We start from the raw sequence: 16,623 nt of genomic DNA, 5'->3' as shown, positions 1-16,623 counted from the left end.
TTGTCAGTCACCGATGACTTCCGCGAGGCACGCGACCGCATGCTGGCGCTCCGAACCGACTACCACCAAGCCGGACGCGAGTTCGAATGGCCGCGGTTTACGGAATTCAATTTTGCCCTCGACTGGTTCGATCAGATCGCCGCAGATCCTGAGAAGGCCAACAATCCGGCCCTGGTCATCGTGGAGCAGGACGGCTCGGCCACCCGGCAGAGCTTCGCGGACCTGGCCGCCCGTTCCAACCAGGTGGCCAACTGGCTGCGAAGCCAGGGAATGCGCCGCGGGGACCGGATGATCATCATGCTGGGCAACCAGGTGGAGCTCTGGGAGCTGATGCTGGCCGGCATCAAGCTGGGCATTGTCCTGATCCCCACCACCACTCTGATGGGGCCGGAGGACCTGGCCGAACGCGTGGAGCGCGGCGAGGCGGGCTGGGCCGCCGTCGGGCGTTCCAACATCGGCAAGTTTGCCGGCGTTCCCGGCGATTACCGCCTGATCGAAATCGGCGGGATCGGCGCAGCCGCCAACGCAGAGGCCCTCCAGTACACGGAATCGACGACGGCGGCAGTCAACTTCACGGCCGACGCCCCCACCCAGGCGGACGAGACGCTGCTGCTGTACTTCACCTCCGGAACCACATCGAAGGCCAAGCTGGTGGAGCACACGCACACGTCGTACCCGGTGGGGCACCTCTCCACGATGTACTGGATTGGCCTGGAACCTGGTGATGTCCACCTGAATGTGGCGTCGCCGGGCTGGGGCAAACACGCGTGGTCCAATTTCTTCGCCCCGTGGATCGCGGAGGCCTGCGTTTTTGTCTACAACTATGAACGGTTCGACGCCCGTGCCCTGATGGAGCAGATGGACCGCGAGCGCGTCACCAGCTTCTGCGCCCCGCCCACGGTCTGGCGGATGCTGATCCAGGCGGACCTGAAAGTGCTGAAAACCCCGCCCACCAAGGTGGTCTCCGCGGGCGAGCCTTTGAACGCCGAAGTGATCGAACAGGTCCAGCGCGCCTGGGGCCAGACCATCCGGGACGGCTTCGGCCAGACCGAAACCACTGTCCAGGTGGCCAACACGCCCAGCCAGCCGATCACCATCGGCGCCATGGGGCGGCCGCTTCCCGGCTACGACGTGGTGCTGGTGGACCCGAACAGCGGGGAAGAAGCCGAGGACGGCGAGCTCTGCCTCCGCCTGGACCCCCGGCCGGTGGGGCTGATGAAGGGCTACTACGGGGACGCGGAGCGGACCGCCGAGGCGTTCCGGGGCGGTTATTACCACACGGGCGACATGGCCAGCCGGGACAAGCGCGGCGTCATCACATACGTGGGCCGCGACGACGACGTCTTCAAATCCTCCGACTACCGGCTCTCGCCGTTCGAACTGGAGAGCGTGCTGCTGGAGCACCCGGCCGTGGCCGAAGCGGCAGTGGTTCCGTCGCCGGATGCGCTCAAGCTCTCCGTCCCGAAGGCCTACGTTGTCCTGGTGTCCGGACTGGAGCCGGGGCCGGAACTGGCGGAGGACATCCTCCGCTACTGCCGAGAACACCTGGCGCCGTTCAAGCGGATCCGGCGGCTGGAATTCGCGGCACTGCCCAAGACCATCTCGGGCAAGATCCGCCGCGTGGAACTGCGGCACCATGAAGAGCTCCGGCATGGCGGGGGCACCCATCCCGACGGCCTGGGAGTGGAGTACTCCGAGGCGGATTTCCCGGGGCTGAAGGGCTGAGGGATGGCCGCGCCACTGCCCCGGGACCCCATCGCCGACGCCCAACGGAACTGGGAAGAGCACGGCTGGGCCGACGTCGCCGCTCCCATGGCCGCGATCACCGCGATCATGCGCACCCAGCAGATCCTGCTGGCCCGGATCGAGGGCGCCCTGAAACCGTTTGGGCTGACCTTCGCCCGCTACGAACTGCTCGCGCTCCTCAGCTTCGCCCGCAGCGGCGCGCTGCCCATGAACAAGGCGAGCGCCCTGCTCCAGGTCCATCCCACCTCGGTGACCAACGCCGTCGACCGTTTGGAAGGCTCGGGACTGGTGGCCCGTTCGCCGCATCCTACTGACGGCCGCACTACCCTGATCGAGCTCACCGTGGAAGGGCGGATCGTTGCCAAACGCGCGACGGCGGTGCTCAATACGGAGGTGTTTGGCCAGTCAGGTTTCGACGCGGCCGGCGTGGACCAGTTGATCCGCATCCTGGGCACCTTCCGCCGGAATGCCGGGGACTTCACCGGCTGAAGACCGGCTCAGTCTCCGATGCCGGCGAGGACGGGCCTGCGGTCGAGGTGGATTCCGGCGATCATGCACCGCACGGAGCCTCCGGCCAGTTCGATGGTGGGAACATCGACGGGCAGCAGGGTACAGCTGCTCTCTATGATGGCCTTCTGTTCCGCCGTCAGGCTCCCCAGGGCCCGCCCGGACAGCGCCAGCACGCGGCCCTCCCCGCCCTGGAGCTCGATCGCGTTGCCTGCGAAATTGAGGATCTGGTCGTGGCTCAGCTCGATCACCGTCCGTCCCCCGCCGGAAAGCCGTTCCACCACCTCGCGCCGGCGCTCCGCCGACGGGATCAGGCCCAGCCCGACCATCGCGAACTCCGTCGCCACGGACATCATCACATTCGTGTGGTAGACGGCGGTGCCATCCGCGTCGGCCGCGTCGAACAGCATGGGCTCATAGCCGAAGTTCGTGCAGAACCGCTCCAGCGCGACGGGATCGGCCCGGCGGGAGCGTGCGGCGTATGCCACACGGCCACCGTGGTCCAGGACCATTGCTCCCGTTCCCTCCAGGAACACGCGGTCCATTTCCAGCCCGGAGTAGTCGATAACGTCCTGCACACGGTAATGGGTCTTGAGGAAGTCAAGAATGTCGCTGCGGCGTTCGTGGCGGCGGTTGGGGGCGTACATCGGGAATATCCCAACGTGGCCGCCCGCATGCGTGGAGAGCCAGTTGTTGGGAAACACGCTGTCCGGGCGGGTTTCGTCATAGTCCTCGAACACGTGCACCGTGACGCCGGCTGTTTCCAGCGCCTCGGCCAGCCCGGTCACCTCATTGCGGGCTGCCGCGGCAAGCGTTCGCCGGTCCACGGAATGAGCCGACATCTGGAAGGCATTGTCCGCTGCCGTCGCCGGGTTGGGCATGAAGGTGTGCGGCCGTACGAGGACGACGGCGGACGGGGCTTGAACTGACATCGGAGACTCAGGAGCCAACCGGAGAGAGGGCACCCACGAGGCCGAACAGGTTCTTCGGGTCCTCCGGGCTTGCCACGAGGTCGATCTCGACGAAGAAGTCGGTGCCGTCGACGGCGTCGCGCACGAACCGCAGGGCCGAGAAATCCTCAATGGCAAAGCCGACTGAGTCGAAGATGGTGATCTGCGCAGCCGCCGTGCGCCCGGGCACCCTGTCCGTCAGGACCTGCCAGAACTCCGTCACGCCAAAGCCGGCCGGCATGTGCTGGATCTCCCCTTCGATGCGGGTCTGGGGGGCGTACTCCACGAACACGTCGCCCAGTCCGAGGATCGCCGGTTCAAGCTCGGTCTTCCCCGGGCAGTCCCCGCCGATGGCGTTGAGGTGGACGCCCGGTTCAATCAGGTCCGCCGTGAGGACGGTGGCGTTCGCCTTGTCCGCGGTGCACGTGGTGATGACATCGGCCCCGCGCACCGCGTCCGCTGCGGACGTGGCGATCGTAATGTCGAATCCCAGGGGTGCCATGTTGGCCACGAACTTCTCCAGTGCGGTGGGGTCGGTGTCCCATACCCGGAGCGTGGAAATACCCAGGGCGCTGCGGAACGCGAGGGCCTGGAACTCGGACTGGCTTCCGCTGCCGATCATCGCCATGACGCGCGAGTCGGCACGGGCCAGCTTTTTCGCCACCATGCCGGACGTCGCCGCGGTGCGCAGCGCCGTCAGCACCGTCATCTCGGTAAGGAACGTGGGGTAGCCGTTGTGGACGTCGGCTAGGACGCCAAACGCCGTCACGGTCTGGAACCCACGCGCGGGGTTGGACGGGTGCCCGTTGACGTACTTGAAACCATAGGTCTCGTGGTCGCTCGTGGGCATGAGCTCGATGACGCCGAACGGCGTGTGGCTGGCGACCCGGGGCGTCTTATCGAACGATTCCCAGCGCCGGAAATCATCCTCAAGGTACTGGATCATTCCGGAAATGATGTGCTCCGGACCGCGTCCTGCAGCCCAGCGCACCATGTTGTGAACATCGACAAAGCGCGTCATCTGCGCCCCCTAATTCTCTAGTTATCCACTGATGCCACAACTCTAGGGTTCGGCGATATGCAGGCTCAATTGCCGAACAGCAAGCTTTCTGTTGAATATCTGAGCATAATGACGAGAAGTATTGCGCATTATGTACGCCGGGTCGTCTGGATCCCGCATCCCCGGATCCCCGGATCCCTAGCGCAGCACCGAGCTGAGCAGGAGGCTCGTCTCGCTGTTGACAATGCCGTCGACCCCCCGGATCCGCCCCAGGACCTGGTCGAAGCCGATGAGGCTCTCGGTCCGGAGCTCTGCAACCAGGTCCCAGCCTCCGTTGGTGGTGTGCAGCGCCGTGATTTCCGGAAAGCCCCTGAGCTGGCGGATGACCCTGTCCGTAGTCCTGCCCTCCACGGCGATCAGGGCAATGGCGTGGATCGCCAGAGGATCGAGCTCGTCGCGCACCCGGACCGTGAAGCCGACGATGGTCCCCGACGCGACCAGCCGCTCCAGCCGGCTGTTGATCGTGGCCCGGGCGACATCGAGTCTGCGGGCCAGGCTGGCCACCGAGGCCCTGCCGTCCTCACGGAGGGCGGAGAGGAGCCTGCGATCAAGGTCAGTGAGGGGGGTCATCGTCATAATGTATATCGGGATTCATCGTTTTGTGAGTTTTTTCAATGAAAAGTTGGTTTTTTAACCATTGAGGATGCACATCACCCAACCGTAGTGTTGTCGCAGCGGTGACGCAGGACACAAGAAACGCTGCCGCCACTCCGCTCTCACCTAGTTCAAAGGGTAAAAAGATGCCGTCTTCCTTCATGCCGTCGCTGAGGCTCGCTGCCGTTGTCGCAGCCGCCGCGCTGGCCCTCACCGGTTGCACCAACGCCTCGCAGACCGCCGCAGGCTCCTTGTCGGAGCCTGCCGGCTTCGACCCCTCGGCAATCGAGAAGGACGAAGCGCTGGCCGCGTTGGTTTCCCCCGAGCTGAAGGCAAAAGGCGCCCTGACCGTCGGCTCCGACACGTCCTACGCCCCCGCCGAATTCCTGGGTGCCGATGGACAGGCGCCGCAGGGCTATGACGTCGACATCGCCAAAGCGATCGGTGCGACCCTCGGCCTGAGCACCAAGGTTGAGACGGCGGAGTTCACCGGCATCCTGCCGGCACTGGGCCCCAAGTACGATCTCGGGATCTCCTCGTTCACCATCAACCCCGAGCGCGCCCAGACCGTGAATTTTGTCAGCTATTTCAATGCAGGCGTGCTGTGGGCCGTAGCCAAGGACAACCCGAAGAACTTCGCGGTGGAGGATATCTGCGGCAAGAAGGTGGGAGTCCAGACCGGCACCGTAGAGGAGGATCCTGATGTGTCCGGCCGCTCCCGCAAGTGCGTCGCCGAGGGCAAACCCGCTATCGACATTGTCACGCTGAAGAACCAGACAGACGTCACCACGCGCCTGGTCAACGGCAGCATCGACGCCATGGCCGCAGACTCGCCGGTCATCGGTTACGCCCTGTCCCAGACCGGGGACAAACTCCAGACACTGGGCGAAGTCTACGACGCCGCACCGCAGGGAATTGCCATTGCGAAGTCGGACACTGCGTTGTCCGAACTCATCGGCAAGGTTATGAACAAGCTCATCAACGATGGCACCTACGGGAAAATCCTGGACAAATGGAACAACTCCAAGGGCGCCGTGTCCAAGTCTGAAGTGAACCCGGTGGTGGGCAGTTGAGCACACTAACGCCGGGCAAGACCACAACCGTCGCGCCCGGGCAACGGCGCCGGGGACCGGAACTCATCAACGCCGTTCCGGTCCGGCACCCCGGCCGGTGGGCCGCGGGCGCTATCATCCTGCTCTTCGCCGCCATCATGGCCCAGAGCGTGTTCACCAACGCCAACTTCCGCTGGGAGACTGTGGGGAAGTACCTCCTGGACGTTCTGGTGGTCCAAGGCATCGGCTGGACGCTGCTCCTCACGGTGCTCTCGATGATAATCGCCATTGTGCTGGCCGTGCTGCTCGCCTTCATGCGCCAGTCCGACAACCCGCTGTTCCGGGGCGTGAGCTGGGCCTGGGTCTGGTTCTTCCGCGGAACGCCGGTCTACACCCAGCTCGTCTTCTGGGGCCTCATTTCGGTGCTCTATCCCAAGATCGCCGTGGGCGTTCCGTTCGGGCCCGAGCTGTTCAGCTTCAGCACACAGGATGTGGTCACCGCCTTTGTGGCGGCGGTCCTCGGCCTGGGGTTGAACGAGTCCGCGTACCTTGCCGAGATCTTCAGGGCGGGCCTGAAATCGGTCGACCCGGGCCAGATGGAAGCCGCCGAGGCTTTGGGCATGCGCAAGTCCAAGATCATGTGGCGCATTATCCTGCCCCAGGCCATGCGCGTGATCGTTCCCCCGACCGGCAATGAAACCATCGGAATGCTTAAGACCACCTCGCTGGTCCTGGCAGTGCCTTTCACCCTGGATCTCACGTTCGCCACCAACGGAATCGCCAACAGGAGCTACCTGCCCATTCCCCTGCTGATCGTCGCCGCTGTCTGGTACCTCGTTATCACCAGCGTTCTCATGGTGGGTCAGTTCTACATCGAACGCCACTTCGGCAAGGGTGTGGACAACCTCGCTCCCGCGCCAGTCCAACCCTTACAAGCCCCCGCCAGCGCCCTCGCCGCCCCGGCAGCCCACGCACCCCACGCAGCCCGGAAAGAGGATGAGGTTCTGTGACCATCACCAGTGACGTCGTGACGAAGGAAGCCCTCGTCCGGATTGACGGGGTCCATAAGTACTTTGGCAGCCACCATGTGCTCCGCGGCATTGACATGACGGTCCGGCAAGGTGAGGTTTCAGTGCTGATCGGGCCGTCCGGGTCCGGGAAGTCCACGCTGCTGCGCTGCATCAACATGCTTGAGACCATCAGCGCCGGGCGGATCCGCGTCAGCGATGACCTCATCGGCTTCCGCGAAAGCCGCGGGCGCCTCCATGACCTCACCACCAAGGAGATAGCAGCGCAGCGGCGGGACATCGGCATGGTGTTCCAGAAGTTCAATCTCTTCGCCCACCGTACCGCGCTGCAGAACATCATCGAGGCACCCACCCAGGTCAAAGGACAGTCCAAGGTGAAGGCCAGGACGAGGGCCATGGAGCTGCTGGACAGGGTCGGCCTGGCTAACCACGCCAATCACTATCCCGCCCAGCTCTCGGGCGGCCAGCAGCAGCGCGTGGCCATTGCCCGTGCACTGGCCATGGACCCGGAACTGATGCTTTTCGACGAGCCCACCTCCGCCCTCGACCCCGAACTGGTGGGTGATGTCCTCAACGTGATGAAGGACCTGGCCAAGTCCGGCATGACCATGATCGTGGTGACCCACGAGATCGGCTTCGCCCGGGAGGTCGGTGACACGCTGACCTTCATGGACGGCGGCGTCGTCGTCGAAAGCGGCGACCCGCGCCAGCTGATCGCCGACCCCCAGCACGCCCGGACCCGGGAGTTCCTTTCAAAGGTCCTGTGAGATCCGGGCCTGCCTCCAGTGCAACGTCTGGCGACGTCGGCGGCCGAGGTTAAACACCAAGCGCCGTCTGGCCGGGAACGCGGCCCGGCCGTCCCCTAGACTTCGGTGGAGCGGAGCGTTCGGATGGAACGGGCCTGGACCTGAGGAGTACACAATGATTCCGGAGATCAACTTCTGGGGCGTGCTGGTGGCCACCTTGTCCAGCATGGTGGTCGGGTCCGTCTGGTACACGCCAAAGGTGTTCGGCACCTACTGGATGCGCGTCGCCAAGGTCACGCCCAGCGGGGAAGCCAAGGATGCCGTCAAACCCATCCTGATCACGCTGGGGGTCAGCTTCGTCAGTGCCTGGGTCCTTGCCGGTTCCGCCGCCATCTCCCAGCACTTCTACGGCGGAAATTTCCTTCCCAACACCCTGATCACGGCCACCATTCTCTGGGCCGGGTTCACGGCGGCCCGCTTCATCACCCACGATGCCTTCGAGGGCCGCCCCGCCCGCCTGACGCTCCTGAACTGCGCCCACGAACTGGCCACCTTTGAAGTCATGGCCCTCATCATCGGCCTGTTCGGGATCAGCGCGGCGTAGCCTGCCCCGCTCCCCGACAGCTACCGGCGGAGCCGCTCCCTCGGACCTGCTCAGCCGGGGGCCGGCTTCGCGCGGACGTGCATTCTCTCGCCCTGGCGCCCAAAGAGGCTGATGAACTCCACCGGCCGGGCATCCGCCCGGCCGAACCAATGCGGGATCCGCGTGTCGAACTCCGCCGCTTCGCCGGGAGGCAGCACGATGTCCTGGTCCCCGAGCACCAGCCGCAGCTTGCCGTTGAGCACGTAAATCCATTCGTAGCCCTCGTGGACCTGAGGTGTCGGCTCCTCTGGACTACCTGCGTTTAGGACGAGCTTGTAGGCCTGCACGCCACCGGGCCGACGGGTCAGCGGCACAATGGTCATCCTCTTATTGATGATGGGCCGCAGGTGAACCCGCGGATCCCCGGTTGTGGGCGCGCCCACCAGTTCGTCCAGCGGAACCTGGTGCGCTTTGGCCAGGGGCAAGAGCAGTTCCAGATTGGGCCGCCGCTGTCCTGATTCCAGCCGGGAGAGCGTGCTGACCGAGATACCCGTGACCGTCGAAAGCGCAGACAGGGTGGTGTCGCGGCTGATCCGCAGGGCGCGGAGCCGCGGACCGACGGCTGCAATGACATCATCAAGTTCATCCATGCTTTCAGTTTGCCACTTCAGCAAAGAAGGTTGCCATCGTCCGAGCCGCCATCGACGATGGATGTGGAGGTAAGAAAAATGACAAAATTGAACAACACATTGGTGGACGTCGTCATTGTTGGCGGTGGTGCAGCCGGCTTGAATGCGGCCCAGATGCTGGGCCGGTCACGCCGGTCGGTACTGGTGGTGGACGGCGGTGAACCCCGGAATGCACCGGCCGACGCGGTGCACGGCTTCCTGTCCCGCGACGGGATCAGCCCTGCCGAGCTGTACCGGATTGGCCGCGCCGAGGCGGCGTCCTACGGCGGCCGGTTCCTCAACGGGCAGGTGGTTGGCGTCACCGGCTCCAAGGGCCGCTTTTCGGTAGCGCTGGAGGACGGAAGCATGGTCCGCGGCCGCAGGCTCCTCATCGCCACCGGGCTGGTGGACGAACTGCCGGACATACCGGGTTTGCGTGAACGCTGGGGCAAGGATGTCCTGCACTGCCCCTACTGCCACGGCTGGGAAGTCCGGGACCAGGCCATTGGCATCCTTGCCACCGGACCGCTCGCGGCCCACCAGGCACTACTTTTCCGGCAGTGGAGCGCCAACGTCACACTGTTCCTCAATGACGCCCTGCAGCCCACGGACGTGGAACTGCACCAGTTGGCAGCGCGCGGCATTACGGTGGTTGACGGCTGCGTGGACTCCCTTCTGGTGGAGCGGGACAGGCTGACCGGAGTCGCGTTGATCGGCGGCAGGGTCGTGGCAGTGGACGCTGTGGTGACGGCACCCCGATTCATGGCACGGACCGCTGCCTTTGCGGAGCTGGGACTCAAGGCCGTCCAGCACCCGACCGGAATGGGCGAACACCTCGACACCGACGACGACGGAGCCACCGGCGTGCCCGGGGTGTGGGCGGCAGGCAACGTCACGGATCTCCGCGCGCAGGTGCTGTCCTCGGCAGCCGCCGGGGCGTGGGCCGGCGTCGGCATCAATTCGGACCTGATGGCGGAGGAACTGGCGGAAGCCGTCGCGGCGCATCAGGGCAGCCTCACCGCCTAGCCCGGCGTGGCATCAGGCGCGACGCGTTTGTTGCCTGGCGACGCGCAAATGTCCTGGCGCTACTGGATTTCCAGCAGCGCCAGGACATTAGCGCGTCGCAGGGATGTATGCGCGTCGAACTTGGCTAGCGGTGGGTAAACTTGGGCTGGCGCTTTTCCGTGAAGGCGGCCATGCCTTCTTTCTGGTCCTCGCTGGCGAAGAGCGAGTGGAAGATCCGGCGTTCGAACAGGACACCCTGGGCGAGGCCCGTTTCAAAGGCTGCGTTGACGGCTTCCTTCGCGAGCATGGCCACGGGCTTGGATTTGGACGCGATGACCTCCGCGGCCTTCAGCGCCTCCTCCACAACATCCTCCGCGGGCACCACGCGCGAGACGAGGCCCGAGCGCTCAGCCTCCTCTGCGCCGATGAAACGCCCAGTGAGGATCATGTCCATGGCCTTGGCCTTTCCCACGGCCCGGGTGAGCCGCTGCGAACCGCCCATACCCGGCAGCACGCCGAGGTTGATCTCCGGCTGGCCAAACTTGGCGTTGTCCCCGGCGATGATGAAATCGCACATCATGGCCAGCTCGCAGCCGCCGCCCAGCGCGAAGCCGGACACCGCCGCGATGACAGGGATCCGCAGCCGTGTGAAGTCCTCCCAGCCCCGGAACCAGTCGGCGGCGTACATGTCCATGTAGCCCTGCGAGGCCATTTCCTTGATGTCGGCCCCGGCGGCGAACGCCTTGCCCGAGCCGGTGACCACCACCGCGCCCACGCCGGGATCGGCGTCCATGGCGGTGACGGCTGCCACGAGCTGGTCCATGGTGGCCTTGTCCACGGCGTTGAGCGCCTCCGGCCGGTTGAGCGTGACCAGCCCTACCCGGCCGCGCTGTTCCACCAGGATGTTCGTGTACTCCGTCATGCCTGACCTTTCAGCTGTTTTGGGATGTTGCTAGTGCTGCGATTGGTGCTAGTGCTGCGATTTGTCGCGGATATCGGTGATGATTCCGGAGAAGTCCCGGCCGGCTCCGCCTTCAGCGGCAAACGTATCGTAGATTTCCGAGGCGAGCGGTCCCAGCCGGGCCGCTACCCCCGTACTTTCCAGCGCATTCAGCGCGAGCCGCAGGTCCTTCGCCATCAGGGCCCCCGCGAAGCCCGGCTGGTAGTCGCGGTTCGCGGGGCTGGTGGGGACCGGCCCCGGAACCGGGCAGTTGGTGGTCAGGGCCCAGCATTGTCCGGAGGCGTTGGAGGCGACGTCGAAGAGCGCCTGGTGCGTCAGGCCCAGCTTCTCGCCCAGCACAAAGGCTTCGCTGACCGCGATCATGGAGACCCCCAGGATGAGGTTGTTGCAGATCTTGGCAGCTTGGCCGCCGCCGTGTCCGCCGCAGTGGACCACCCGTTTACCCATCACCTCGAGCAGCGGCCGAACGGCCTCGAAGTCCTCCGGCTCGCCGCCCACCATAAACGTCAGCGTGCCGGCTTCGGCACCCACCACACCGCCGGAGACCGGGGCGTCCACAGCCCGGTGGCCGGCCGCAATGGCGAGCGCCGAGGCTTCCCGTGCCTCGTCCACGTTGATGGTGGAGCAGTCCAGGAACATGGTGCCGGGCTTCGCCTCCGCCAGCAGGCCCGGCTGTCCCTCCGCGCCGCGGTAGGTGTCCAGCACGTGCTGTCCGCTGGGGAACATGGTCAGGACGACGTCGGCACCGGCGATGGCGTCCAGCGGACTGGCCACCGTGGGAACACCGTGTTTTTGGGCGGCGTCGAGGGCGGCGGGGACCACGTCGAAGCCAGCCACTGTGTAGCCGGCCCGGACCAGGTTCACTGCCATCGGCCCGCCCATGTGGCCCAGGCCCAGGAAAGCGACGGTGATTTGTTCAGGCATTGTCCGGCTCCTTTGTGTGCAGGTTGAGCTCCCGGTCCCCCAGCGGCGCGAAGAACCGTTCCACGTCCGTCGCGTGCACCTCGTGCAGCGTGGCCGGCTTCCATTGCGGCGTACGGTCCTTGTCCACCACTTGCGCGCGGATCCCTTCGCGGAAGTCCGGCGCCGCCAGGAACCGAAGCCCTACCCGGTATTCCTGCGCCAGTGCTTCGTCCAGCGTCAGTCCCTTGGCCCGGCGGAGGGACTCCAGGGCCACCTTCACGGCGGTGGGCGACTTCGCTTCGATGATGGTGGCGGCCTCGGCGCCAGGCTCCCCGCCCTGCGCCCCGTCCACGGTCCGCAGGCGCCGGACGATGTCCTCCACGTCATCGCTGGCATAGGCTGCGTCGATCCAGTCGCGCTGCGTCTCCAGCCCGGAGGGCGGCGGGTCCTGGGCAAAGCGTACGACGGCGGCTACCGCACTTTCGTGTTCGAGCGCGGCCGCCAGCTCCGGCAGGCTCCCCGACGGGACAAAGTGGTCCGCGAGGCCCAGGAACAGCGCATCCGCCCCGGTCAGGTGCGCGCCGGTCAGGGCCGCATGGGTACCCGACTCCCCAGGGGACTTCGCCAGCAACCAGGTCCCGCCGACGTCGGGCACAAACCCGATGGTGGTCTCCGGCATCCCCGTCCGGGTCCGTTCAGTGACCACACGCACTGAGCCGTGCGCGGAAATCCCCACGCCGCCGCCCAGCACCAGTCCGTCCATAAAGGCCACATAAGACTTGGGGTACGCGGCAATCAGGGAGTTCAGCCGGTATTCGGCCTGCCAGAAATCAGCCGTTTCCGTCCCGCCGCCAAGGATGTCCCGGTAGATCGCCACAATGTCGCCCCCGGCGCAGAGGCCCCGCTCGCCGGCGCCGTACACCAGGACGGTGGCCACGCCGTCGTCGTCCGCCCAGGCGGTGAGCTGCTCCAGCATGGCGGCCACCATGCCGGCGTTCAGGGCGTTGACGGCTTTAGGCCGGTTAAGCGTAATGATGCCCAGGTGGCCGCGGCGTCCGAAGAGCACCTCCGCGGTGCCTGCTTCGGGGGTGCCTGCTTCCGGCGGGCGGCCGGTCATCAGCTGCCTTCCGGCATGATGAAGCTGGCGCCCTGGCGGATCCCGGACGGCCAGCGCGTGGTGACGGTCTTGGTCTTGGTGTAGAAGCGGAACGCATCGGCGCCGTGCTGGTTCAGGTCGCCGAAGCCGGACGCTTTCCAGCCGCCAAACGTGTAATAGGCGATGGGCACCGGGATGGGCACGTTGATACCCACCATTCCCACCTCCACCCGGCTGGCGAAGTCCCGGGCGGCGTCGCCGTCGCGGGTGAAGATGGCCACGCCGTTGCCGAATTCGTGCTCGGAGCACAGCCGGAGGGCTTCGTCGTAATCGGCGGCGCGGAGCACGCTGAGGACGGGTCCGAAGATTTCCTCCTGGTAGATCTTCATGTCCTTGGTGACGTTGTCGAAGAGCGTGGGTCCCACCCAGAAGCCGTCGTCGTAGCCTTCCACGGTGAGGCCGCGGCCGTCGGCCAGCAAGGTGGCACCCTCGTCCACGCCGGACTGGATATAGCCTTCGATCCGTTCCTTGGCACTCGCCGCCACCACCGGCCCGAAGTCCGAGTCCTTGTCCAGGCTGTGGCCCACCCTGAGGTGTTTGACGCGCTCGGCCAGCTTGGATACGAGCGCGTCCGCGGTCTTCTTCCCCACCGGGACGGCCACGGAAATGGCCATGCAGCGCTCGCCGGCGGAGCCGAAGCCGGCGCCGATCAGGGCGTCGGCGGCCATGTCCAGGTCCGCGTCGGGCATGATCACCATGTGGTTCTTGGCCCCGCCGAAGCATTGGGCGCGCTTCCCGTGGGCAGCGGCGGTGGCGTAGATGTACTGTGCGATGGGCGTTGAGCCCACAAAGCCGATGGCCTTCACACGCGGGTCCTCCAGCAGCGCATCAACGGCTTCCTTGTCCCCGTTGACCACGTTGAACACCCCGTCCGGCAGCCCGGCCTCGGTGAACAGTTCGGCCAGGCGCAAGGGAACCGAAGGGTCCCGTTCGGAGGGCTTGAGGATGAAGGCATTGCCGGCGGCGAGGGCCGGGCCGGACTTCCACAAGGGGATCATGGCCGGGAAGTTGAACGGGGTGATGCCCGCGACTACCCCGAGTGGCTGGCGAAGCGAGTGGACGTCGATGCCTGCACCGGCGTCGTCGGAGAATTCTCCCTTAAGCAGGTGCGGGGCGCCCGCCGCGAACTCCACCACTTCAATGCCGCGCTGGATATCGCCCTTGGAATCGGCGAAAGTCTTCCCGTGTTCGGAAGACAGCAGCGTTGCCAGTTCATCCATGTTCTCGTTGACGAGGTCAACGAACTTAAGCAGGATCCGGCCGCGGCGCTGCGGGTTCATGGCGCCCCACTGGACCTGCGCTTTCTCCGCGGCGGCCACCACGTTCCGGACCTCCTCCCCGCTGGCCAGGGGCAGGCGCGCCTGGACTTGGCCCGTGCAGGGGTCAAAAACGTCACTGAAGCGGCCGGAGGTCCCCGTCACCCGTTGGCCGTCCACGTAATGGGATAGTTCGCGCACCATGATGGAATGCTCCTTCGCATGTGATCCAGGTCATCTCTGCAAGCGAATATACTCGGACTTCCTACTAAATTCCAGACTGTCCCGAACCCTCGTGGCGCACGCTGTCGCCGTCGCCGCCATTTTGTTGCGGCACCCCGTCCTGGGGCACTTTGACCCGTATCCGGGGCGCCGCTGCACGATTCAACAGCGTGTCTGCGCCATAGTGCCCCGTTTCTGCGGGCACCGGCCGACAGGCTGACCGGAACCGACCCCGCCGACGCCCCGGCAACGCCTCCGGGCAACAAGTTCGGTAAGTTAGGGACTGTGAAGATTGCTACCTGGAATGTGAACTCCCTCCGTGCCCGCGCCGACCGTGTGGAGGCCTGGCTGCAGCGCAGCGATTGCGACGTCCTGGCCATCCAGGAGACCAAATGCAAGGACGAAAACTTCCCGTGGGAGCTGTTCGAACGCATGGGCTACGAGGTGGCCCACTTCGGTGTGAGCCAGTGGAACGGGGTTGCCATCGCGTCCCGGGTTGGCCTGGAGGACGTGGAGCGCACGTTCCTGGACCAGCCTCCGTTCGGCAAGGAAGGCAAGGACCCCGTCCAGGAAGCCCGCGCGATGGCTGCCACGTGCGGCGGCGTCAGGGTCTGGAGCCTCTACGTGCCCAACGGCCGCTCCCTGGACGACGAACACATGCCGTACAAGATCAAATGGCTCGAATCCCTCAAGGACCACGCCCAGAGCCTGGTCGCGGCGAACCCGGACGCACAGGTTGCGCTGATGGGCGACTGGAACATCGCGCCCCTGGATGAGGACGTCTGGGACATCGACCTCTTCCTGTCCCAGGGCCATACCCACGTCAGCCCGCCGGAGCGCGCGGCTTTCCACGCTTTTGAAGGGGCGGGCTTCACCGACGTGGCACGCCAGTACACGCCCGGTCCCGGCGTGTACACCTACTGGGATTACACCCAGCTGAGGTTCCCCAAGAAGGAGGGGATGCGCATTGATTTTGTCCTTGGCTCCCCCGCCTTGGCGGCCCGCGTCACGGGCGCATCGATCGACCGCGAGGAACGCAAGGGCAAGGGCGCCTCGGATCACGCCCCCGTTCTGGTGGACCTGGCGGACTGATGGCTGCAGCCGGGGCCCAGGAAGGGAGACTGTAATGACGGGAAACCTCTACAGGGGTCAGGCTGGCTTGCCGTTCTCCTCCACCCTGCGCGTTTACGAACCGCTGGAGGCCTTCCCGGAAGGACAGCAGGACGCCATCCGGACCGCCGGTGCCCGCACGGCCTCCCGGGCCGCCGTCGAAAACGCCGAACTGCTGGCCTCGCTGGGCCGGATCACCCGCTCCGGCGGGGACCCGTTCCCCACCGGGCGGACGGATCTGGTCCGGGTGACCAGCATTCCCGGCGTCCCACCCGGGCCGACCCGGCAGGCAGGGACGTCCGACGCCGGTGCTGCCGCCGGCCCCGGTGCTGCCGCCGGCCCGGGTGCCGAAGCCGGCCTGGGCACCGGGATAGGCTCCAGTTCCGGACCTGGGCCTGACGCTGGGGGCGCTGGGAGCGACGCCGGGACCGGGCGCGTCCTGCTGTACTGCCCCAGCCAGCTGGTCCTGCGCGCCGGCCTCGCTGCGAATGCGCTCATGGAAGGCATCCACGGCCCGCTGGCCGAAATGCTGATTCCGGAAGAGCAGCGGGACAAGCACCAGGAGCGGATCGACCAGGTCAAAGCCCGTGACGGCGCCATCCGCGTGCATAGCCGCGCCTCCACCTGGGGCATCCCCTTCAGCTGGTTCTCGCTGTTTATGGAAAGCGACCATAAGGACGTGGTGGAATCGGGCGGGCGCATCCTCACCGTCAGGGTGTGGGCTCCCATCACCGAAGCCATGGAGCGGGCACGGTACGCCGTGGCCCACCTGGCGCTGGCCGCCCCGGACCTGGACATGCTGGACGACCTCGCCCAGCTGACCGTATGGCTGGAGCTGTTCCACGTCAATTCCATGGTGGAACTCGACTACGGCGCCGTGGCGGACAAGGTGTACCCGGACGAGTCGCCCATGGACATCCGGCTGGGCATTGAATGCCTGGCCGAGGGCGATATGACGGGCGCCGCGGCGGCCTACCGCCGGCTGGCTTCACGCTGGATTCCCATCCGGCAGCTCGCCCGCGCGTCCTGACCGCTGCCTCGTGACGGCGGCTTCCCGGCCACGGCTTCCTTGCTGG

17 protein-coding genes are annotated in these 16,623 nt (G+C 65.9%); 9 read left to right on the top strand and 8 right to left on the bottom strand.

Going from position 1 to position 16,623, the window contains the following annotated elements:
- Both AC50YA_RS05510 and AC50YA_RS05505 read left to right on the top strand, forming a co-directional pair.
- Entirely contained in the window at positions 1-1,725 is a 1,725-nt protein-coding gene (locus tag AC50YA_RS05510; protein WP_494981333.1) for an AMP-binding protein, read from the top strand.
- Positions 1,726-1,728: 3 nt separating this feature from the next.
- A complete protein-coding gene (locus AC50YA_RS05505) occupies positions 1,729-2,235 on the top strand; it encodes a MarR family winged helix-turn-helix transcriptional regulator (RefSeq protein ID WP_494981332.1) in 507 nt (168 codons plus the stop codon).
- An 8-nt stretch (positions 2,236-2,243) separates the two neighbouring features.
- Here the strand turns inward: AC50YA_RS05505 and ctlX are convergent, their stop codons facing one another.
- The 3 genes from ctlX to AC50YA_RS05490 form a co-directional block, all read right to left on the bottom strand.
- On the bottom strand, positions 2,244-3,185 hold the full coding sequence (gene ctlX, locus AC50YA_RS05500; RefSeq protein WP_494981331.1) for a citrulline utilization hydrolase CtlX: 942 nt from the start codon (positions 3,183-3,185) through the stop codon (positions 2,244-2,246).
- Between the two features lie 7 nt (positions 3,186-3,192).
- A complete protein-coding gene (ocd, locus tag AC50YA_RS05495; RefSeq protein WP_494981330.1) occupies positions 3,193-4,224 on the bottom strand; it encodes an ornithine cyclodeaminase in 1,032 nt (343 codons plus the stop codon).
- Positions 4,225-4,401: 177 nt separating this feature from the next.
- The gene (locus tag AC50YA_RS05490; RefSeq protein WP_494981329.1) at positions 4,402-4,833 is read right to left on the bottom strand and encodes an Lrp/AsnC family transcriptional regulator; all 432 of its coding nucleotides are present in this window, start codon (positions 4,831-4,833) and stop codon (positions 4,402-4,404) included.
- A gap of 170 nt (positions 4,834-5,003) precedes the next feature.
- Here AC50YA_RS05490 and AC50YA_RS05485 point away from each other — a divergent pair, with 170 nt between their 5' ends.
- The 4 genes from AC50YA_RS05485 to AC50YA_RS05470 all read left to right on the top strand — a co-directional run bounded on the left by AC50YA_RS05485 (position 5,004) and on the right by AC50YA_RS05470 (position 8,287).
- Entirely contained in the window at positions 5,004-5,930 is a 927-nt protein-coding gene (locus AC50YA_RS05485) for an ABC transporter substrate-binding protein (RefSeq protein WP_494981328.1), read from the top strand.
- Complete coding sequence (locus tag AC50YA_RS05480; RefSeq protein ID WP_494981327.1) at positions 5,927-6,919, top strand: amino acid ABC transporter permease; 993 nt, start codon at positions 5,927-5,929, stop codon at positions 6,917-6,919. Before AC50YA_RS05485 ends, AC50YA_RS05480 begins: the two co-directional genes overlap by 4 nt.
- Positions 6,916-7,704, top strand: coding sequence for an amino acid ABC transporter ATP-binding protein (locus tag AC50YA_RS05475; protein ID WP_494981326.1), 789 nt, complete (start codon positions 6,916-6,918; stop codon positions 7,702-7,704). The genes AC50YA_RS05480 and AC50YA_RS05475 overlap by 4 nt, the downstream gene beginning before the upstream one ends.
- A 154-nt stretch (positions 7,705-7,858) precedes the next feature.
- Positions 7,859-8,287 (top strand): DUF1761 domain-containing protein, encoded by a 429-nt coding sequence (locus AC50YA_RS05470; RefSeq protein ID WP_160677277.1) that lies wholly within the window; start codon positions 7,859-7,861, stop codon positions 8,285-8,287.
- A 50-nt stretch (positions 8,288-8,337) separates the two neighbouring features.
- Here the strand turns inward: AC50YA_RS05470 and AC50YA_RS05465 are convergent, their stop codons facing one another.
- Entirely contained in the window at positions 8,338-8,916 is a 579-nt protein-coding gene (locus AC50YA_RS05465; RefSeq protein WP_494981325.1) for a helix-turn-helix domain-containing protein, read from the bottom strand.
- A 78-nt stretch (positions 8,917-8,994) separates the two neighbouring features.
- On the opposite strand from AC50YA_RS05465, the gene AC50YA_RS05460 reads away from it, so the two are divergent.
- On the top strand, positions 8,995-9,960 hold the full coding sequence (locus AC50YA_RS05460) for an NAD(P)/FAD-dependent oxidoreductase (RefSeq protein WP_494981324.1): 966 nt from the start codon (positions 8,995-8,997) through the stop codon (positions 9,958-9,960).
- Between the two features lie 124 nt (positions 9,961-10,084).
- On the opposite strand, the gene AC50YA_RS05455 is transcribed toward AC50YA_RS05460, so the two are convergent.
- The 4 genes from AC50YA_RS05455 to AC50YA_RS05440 are packed head-to-tail and all read right to left on the bottom strand — an operon-like array spanning position 10,085 to position 14,419.
- The gene (locus AC50YA_RS05455; protein WP_494981323.1) at positions 10,085-10,861 is read right to left on the bottom strand and encodes an enoyl-CoA hydratase; all 777 of its coding nucleotides are present in this window, start codon (positions 10,859-10,861) and stop codon (positions 10,085-10,087) included.
- 48 nt (positions 10,862-10,909) lie between these two features.
- Entirely contained in the window at positions 10,910-11,824 is a 915-nt protein-coding gene (mmsB, locus tag AC50YA_RS05450; protein ID WP_494981322.1) for a 3-hydroxyisobutyrate dehydrogenase, read from the bottom strand.
- Positions 11,817-12,920 carry an enoyl-CoA hydratase/isomerase family protein gene (locus AC50YA_RS05445; RefSeq protein WP_494981321.1) on the bottom strand — a complete coding sequence of 368 codons (1,104 nt, stop codon included), beginning with the start codon at positions 12,918-12,920 and terminating at the stop codon, positions 11,817-11,819. The genes mmsB and AC50YA_RS05445 overlap by 8 nt, the downstream gene beginning before the upstream one ends.
- Entirely contained in the window at positions 12,920-14,419 is a 1,500-nt protein-coding gene (locus tag AC50YA_RS05440; protein ID WP_494981320.1) for a CoA-acylating methylmalonate-semialdehyde dehydrogenase, read from the bottom strand. The genes AC50YA_RS05445 and AC50YA_RS05440 overlap by 1 nt, the downstream gene beginning before the upstream one ends.
- 303 nt (positions 14,420-14,722) lie before the next feature.
- Between AC50YA_RS05440 and AC50YA_RS05435 the strand changes: the two genes are divergently transcribed.
- Positions 14,723-15,529, top strand: a complete 807-nt coding sequence (locus AC50YA_RS05435; RefSeq protein WP_494981319.1) for an exodeoxyribonuclease III — start codon at positions 14,723-14,725, stop codon at positions 15,527-15,529.
- A 34-nt stretch (positions 15,530-15,563) separates the two neighbouring features.
- On the top strand, positions 15,564-16,577 hold the full coding sequence (locus AC50YA_RS05430; protein ID WP_494981318.1) for a DUF8083 family protein: 1,014 nt from the start codon (positions 15,564-15,566) through the stop codon (positions 16,575-16,577).
- Positions 16,578-16,623 lie beyond the last annotated feature (46 nt).

Source organism: Pseudarthrobacter sp. RHLT3-21 (assembly GCF_059383495.1).
Note: the sequence above shows the minus strand (reverse complement) of the source record. Positions and strands in the feature narration are given on the sequence as shown.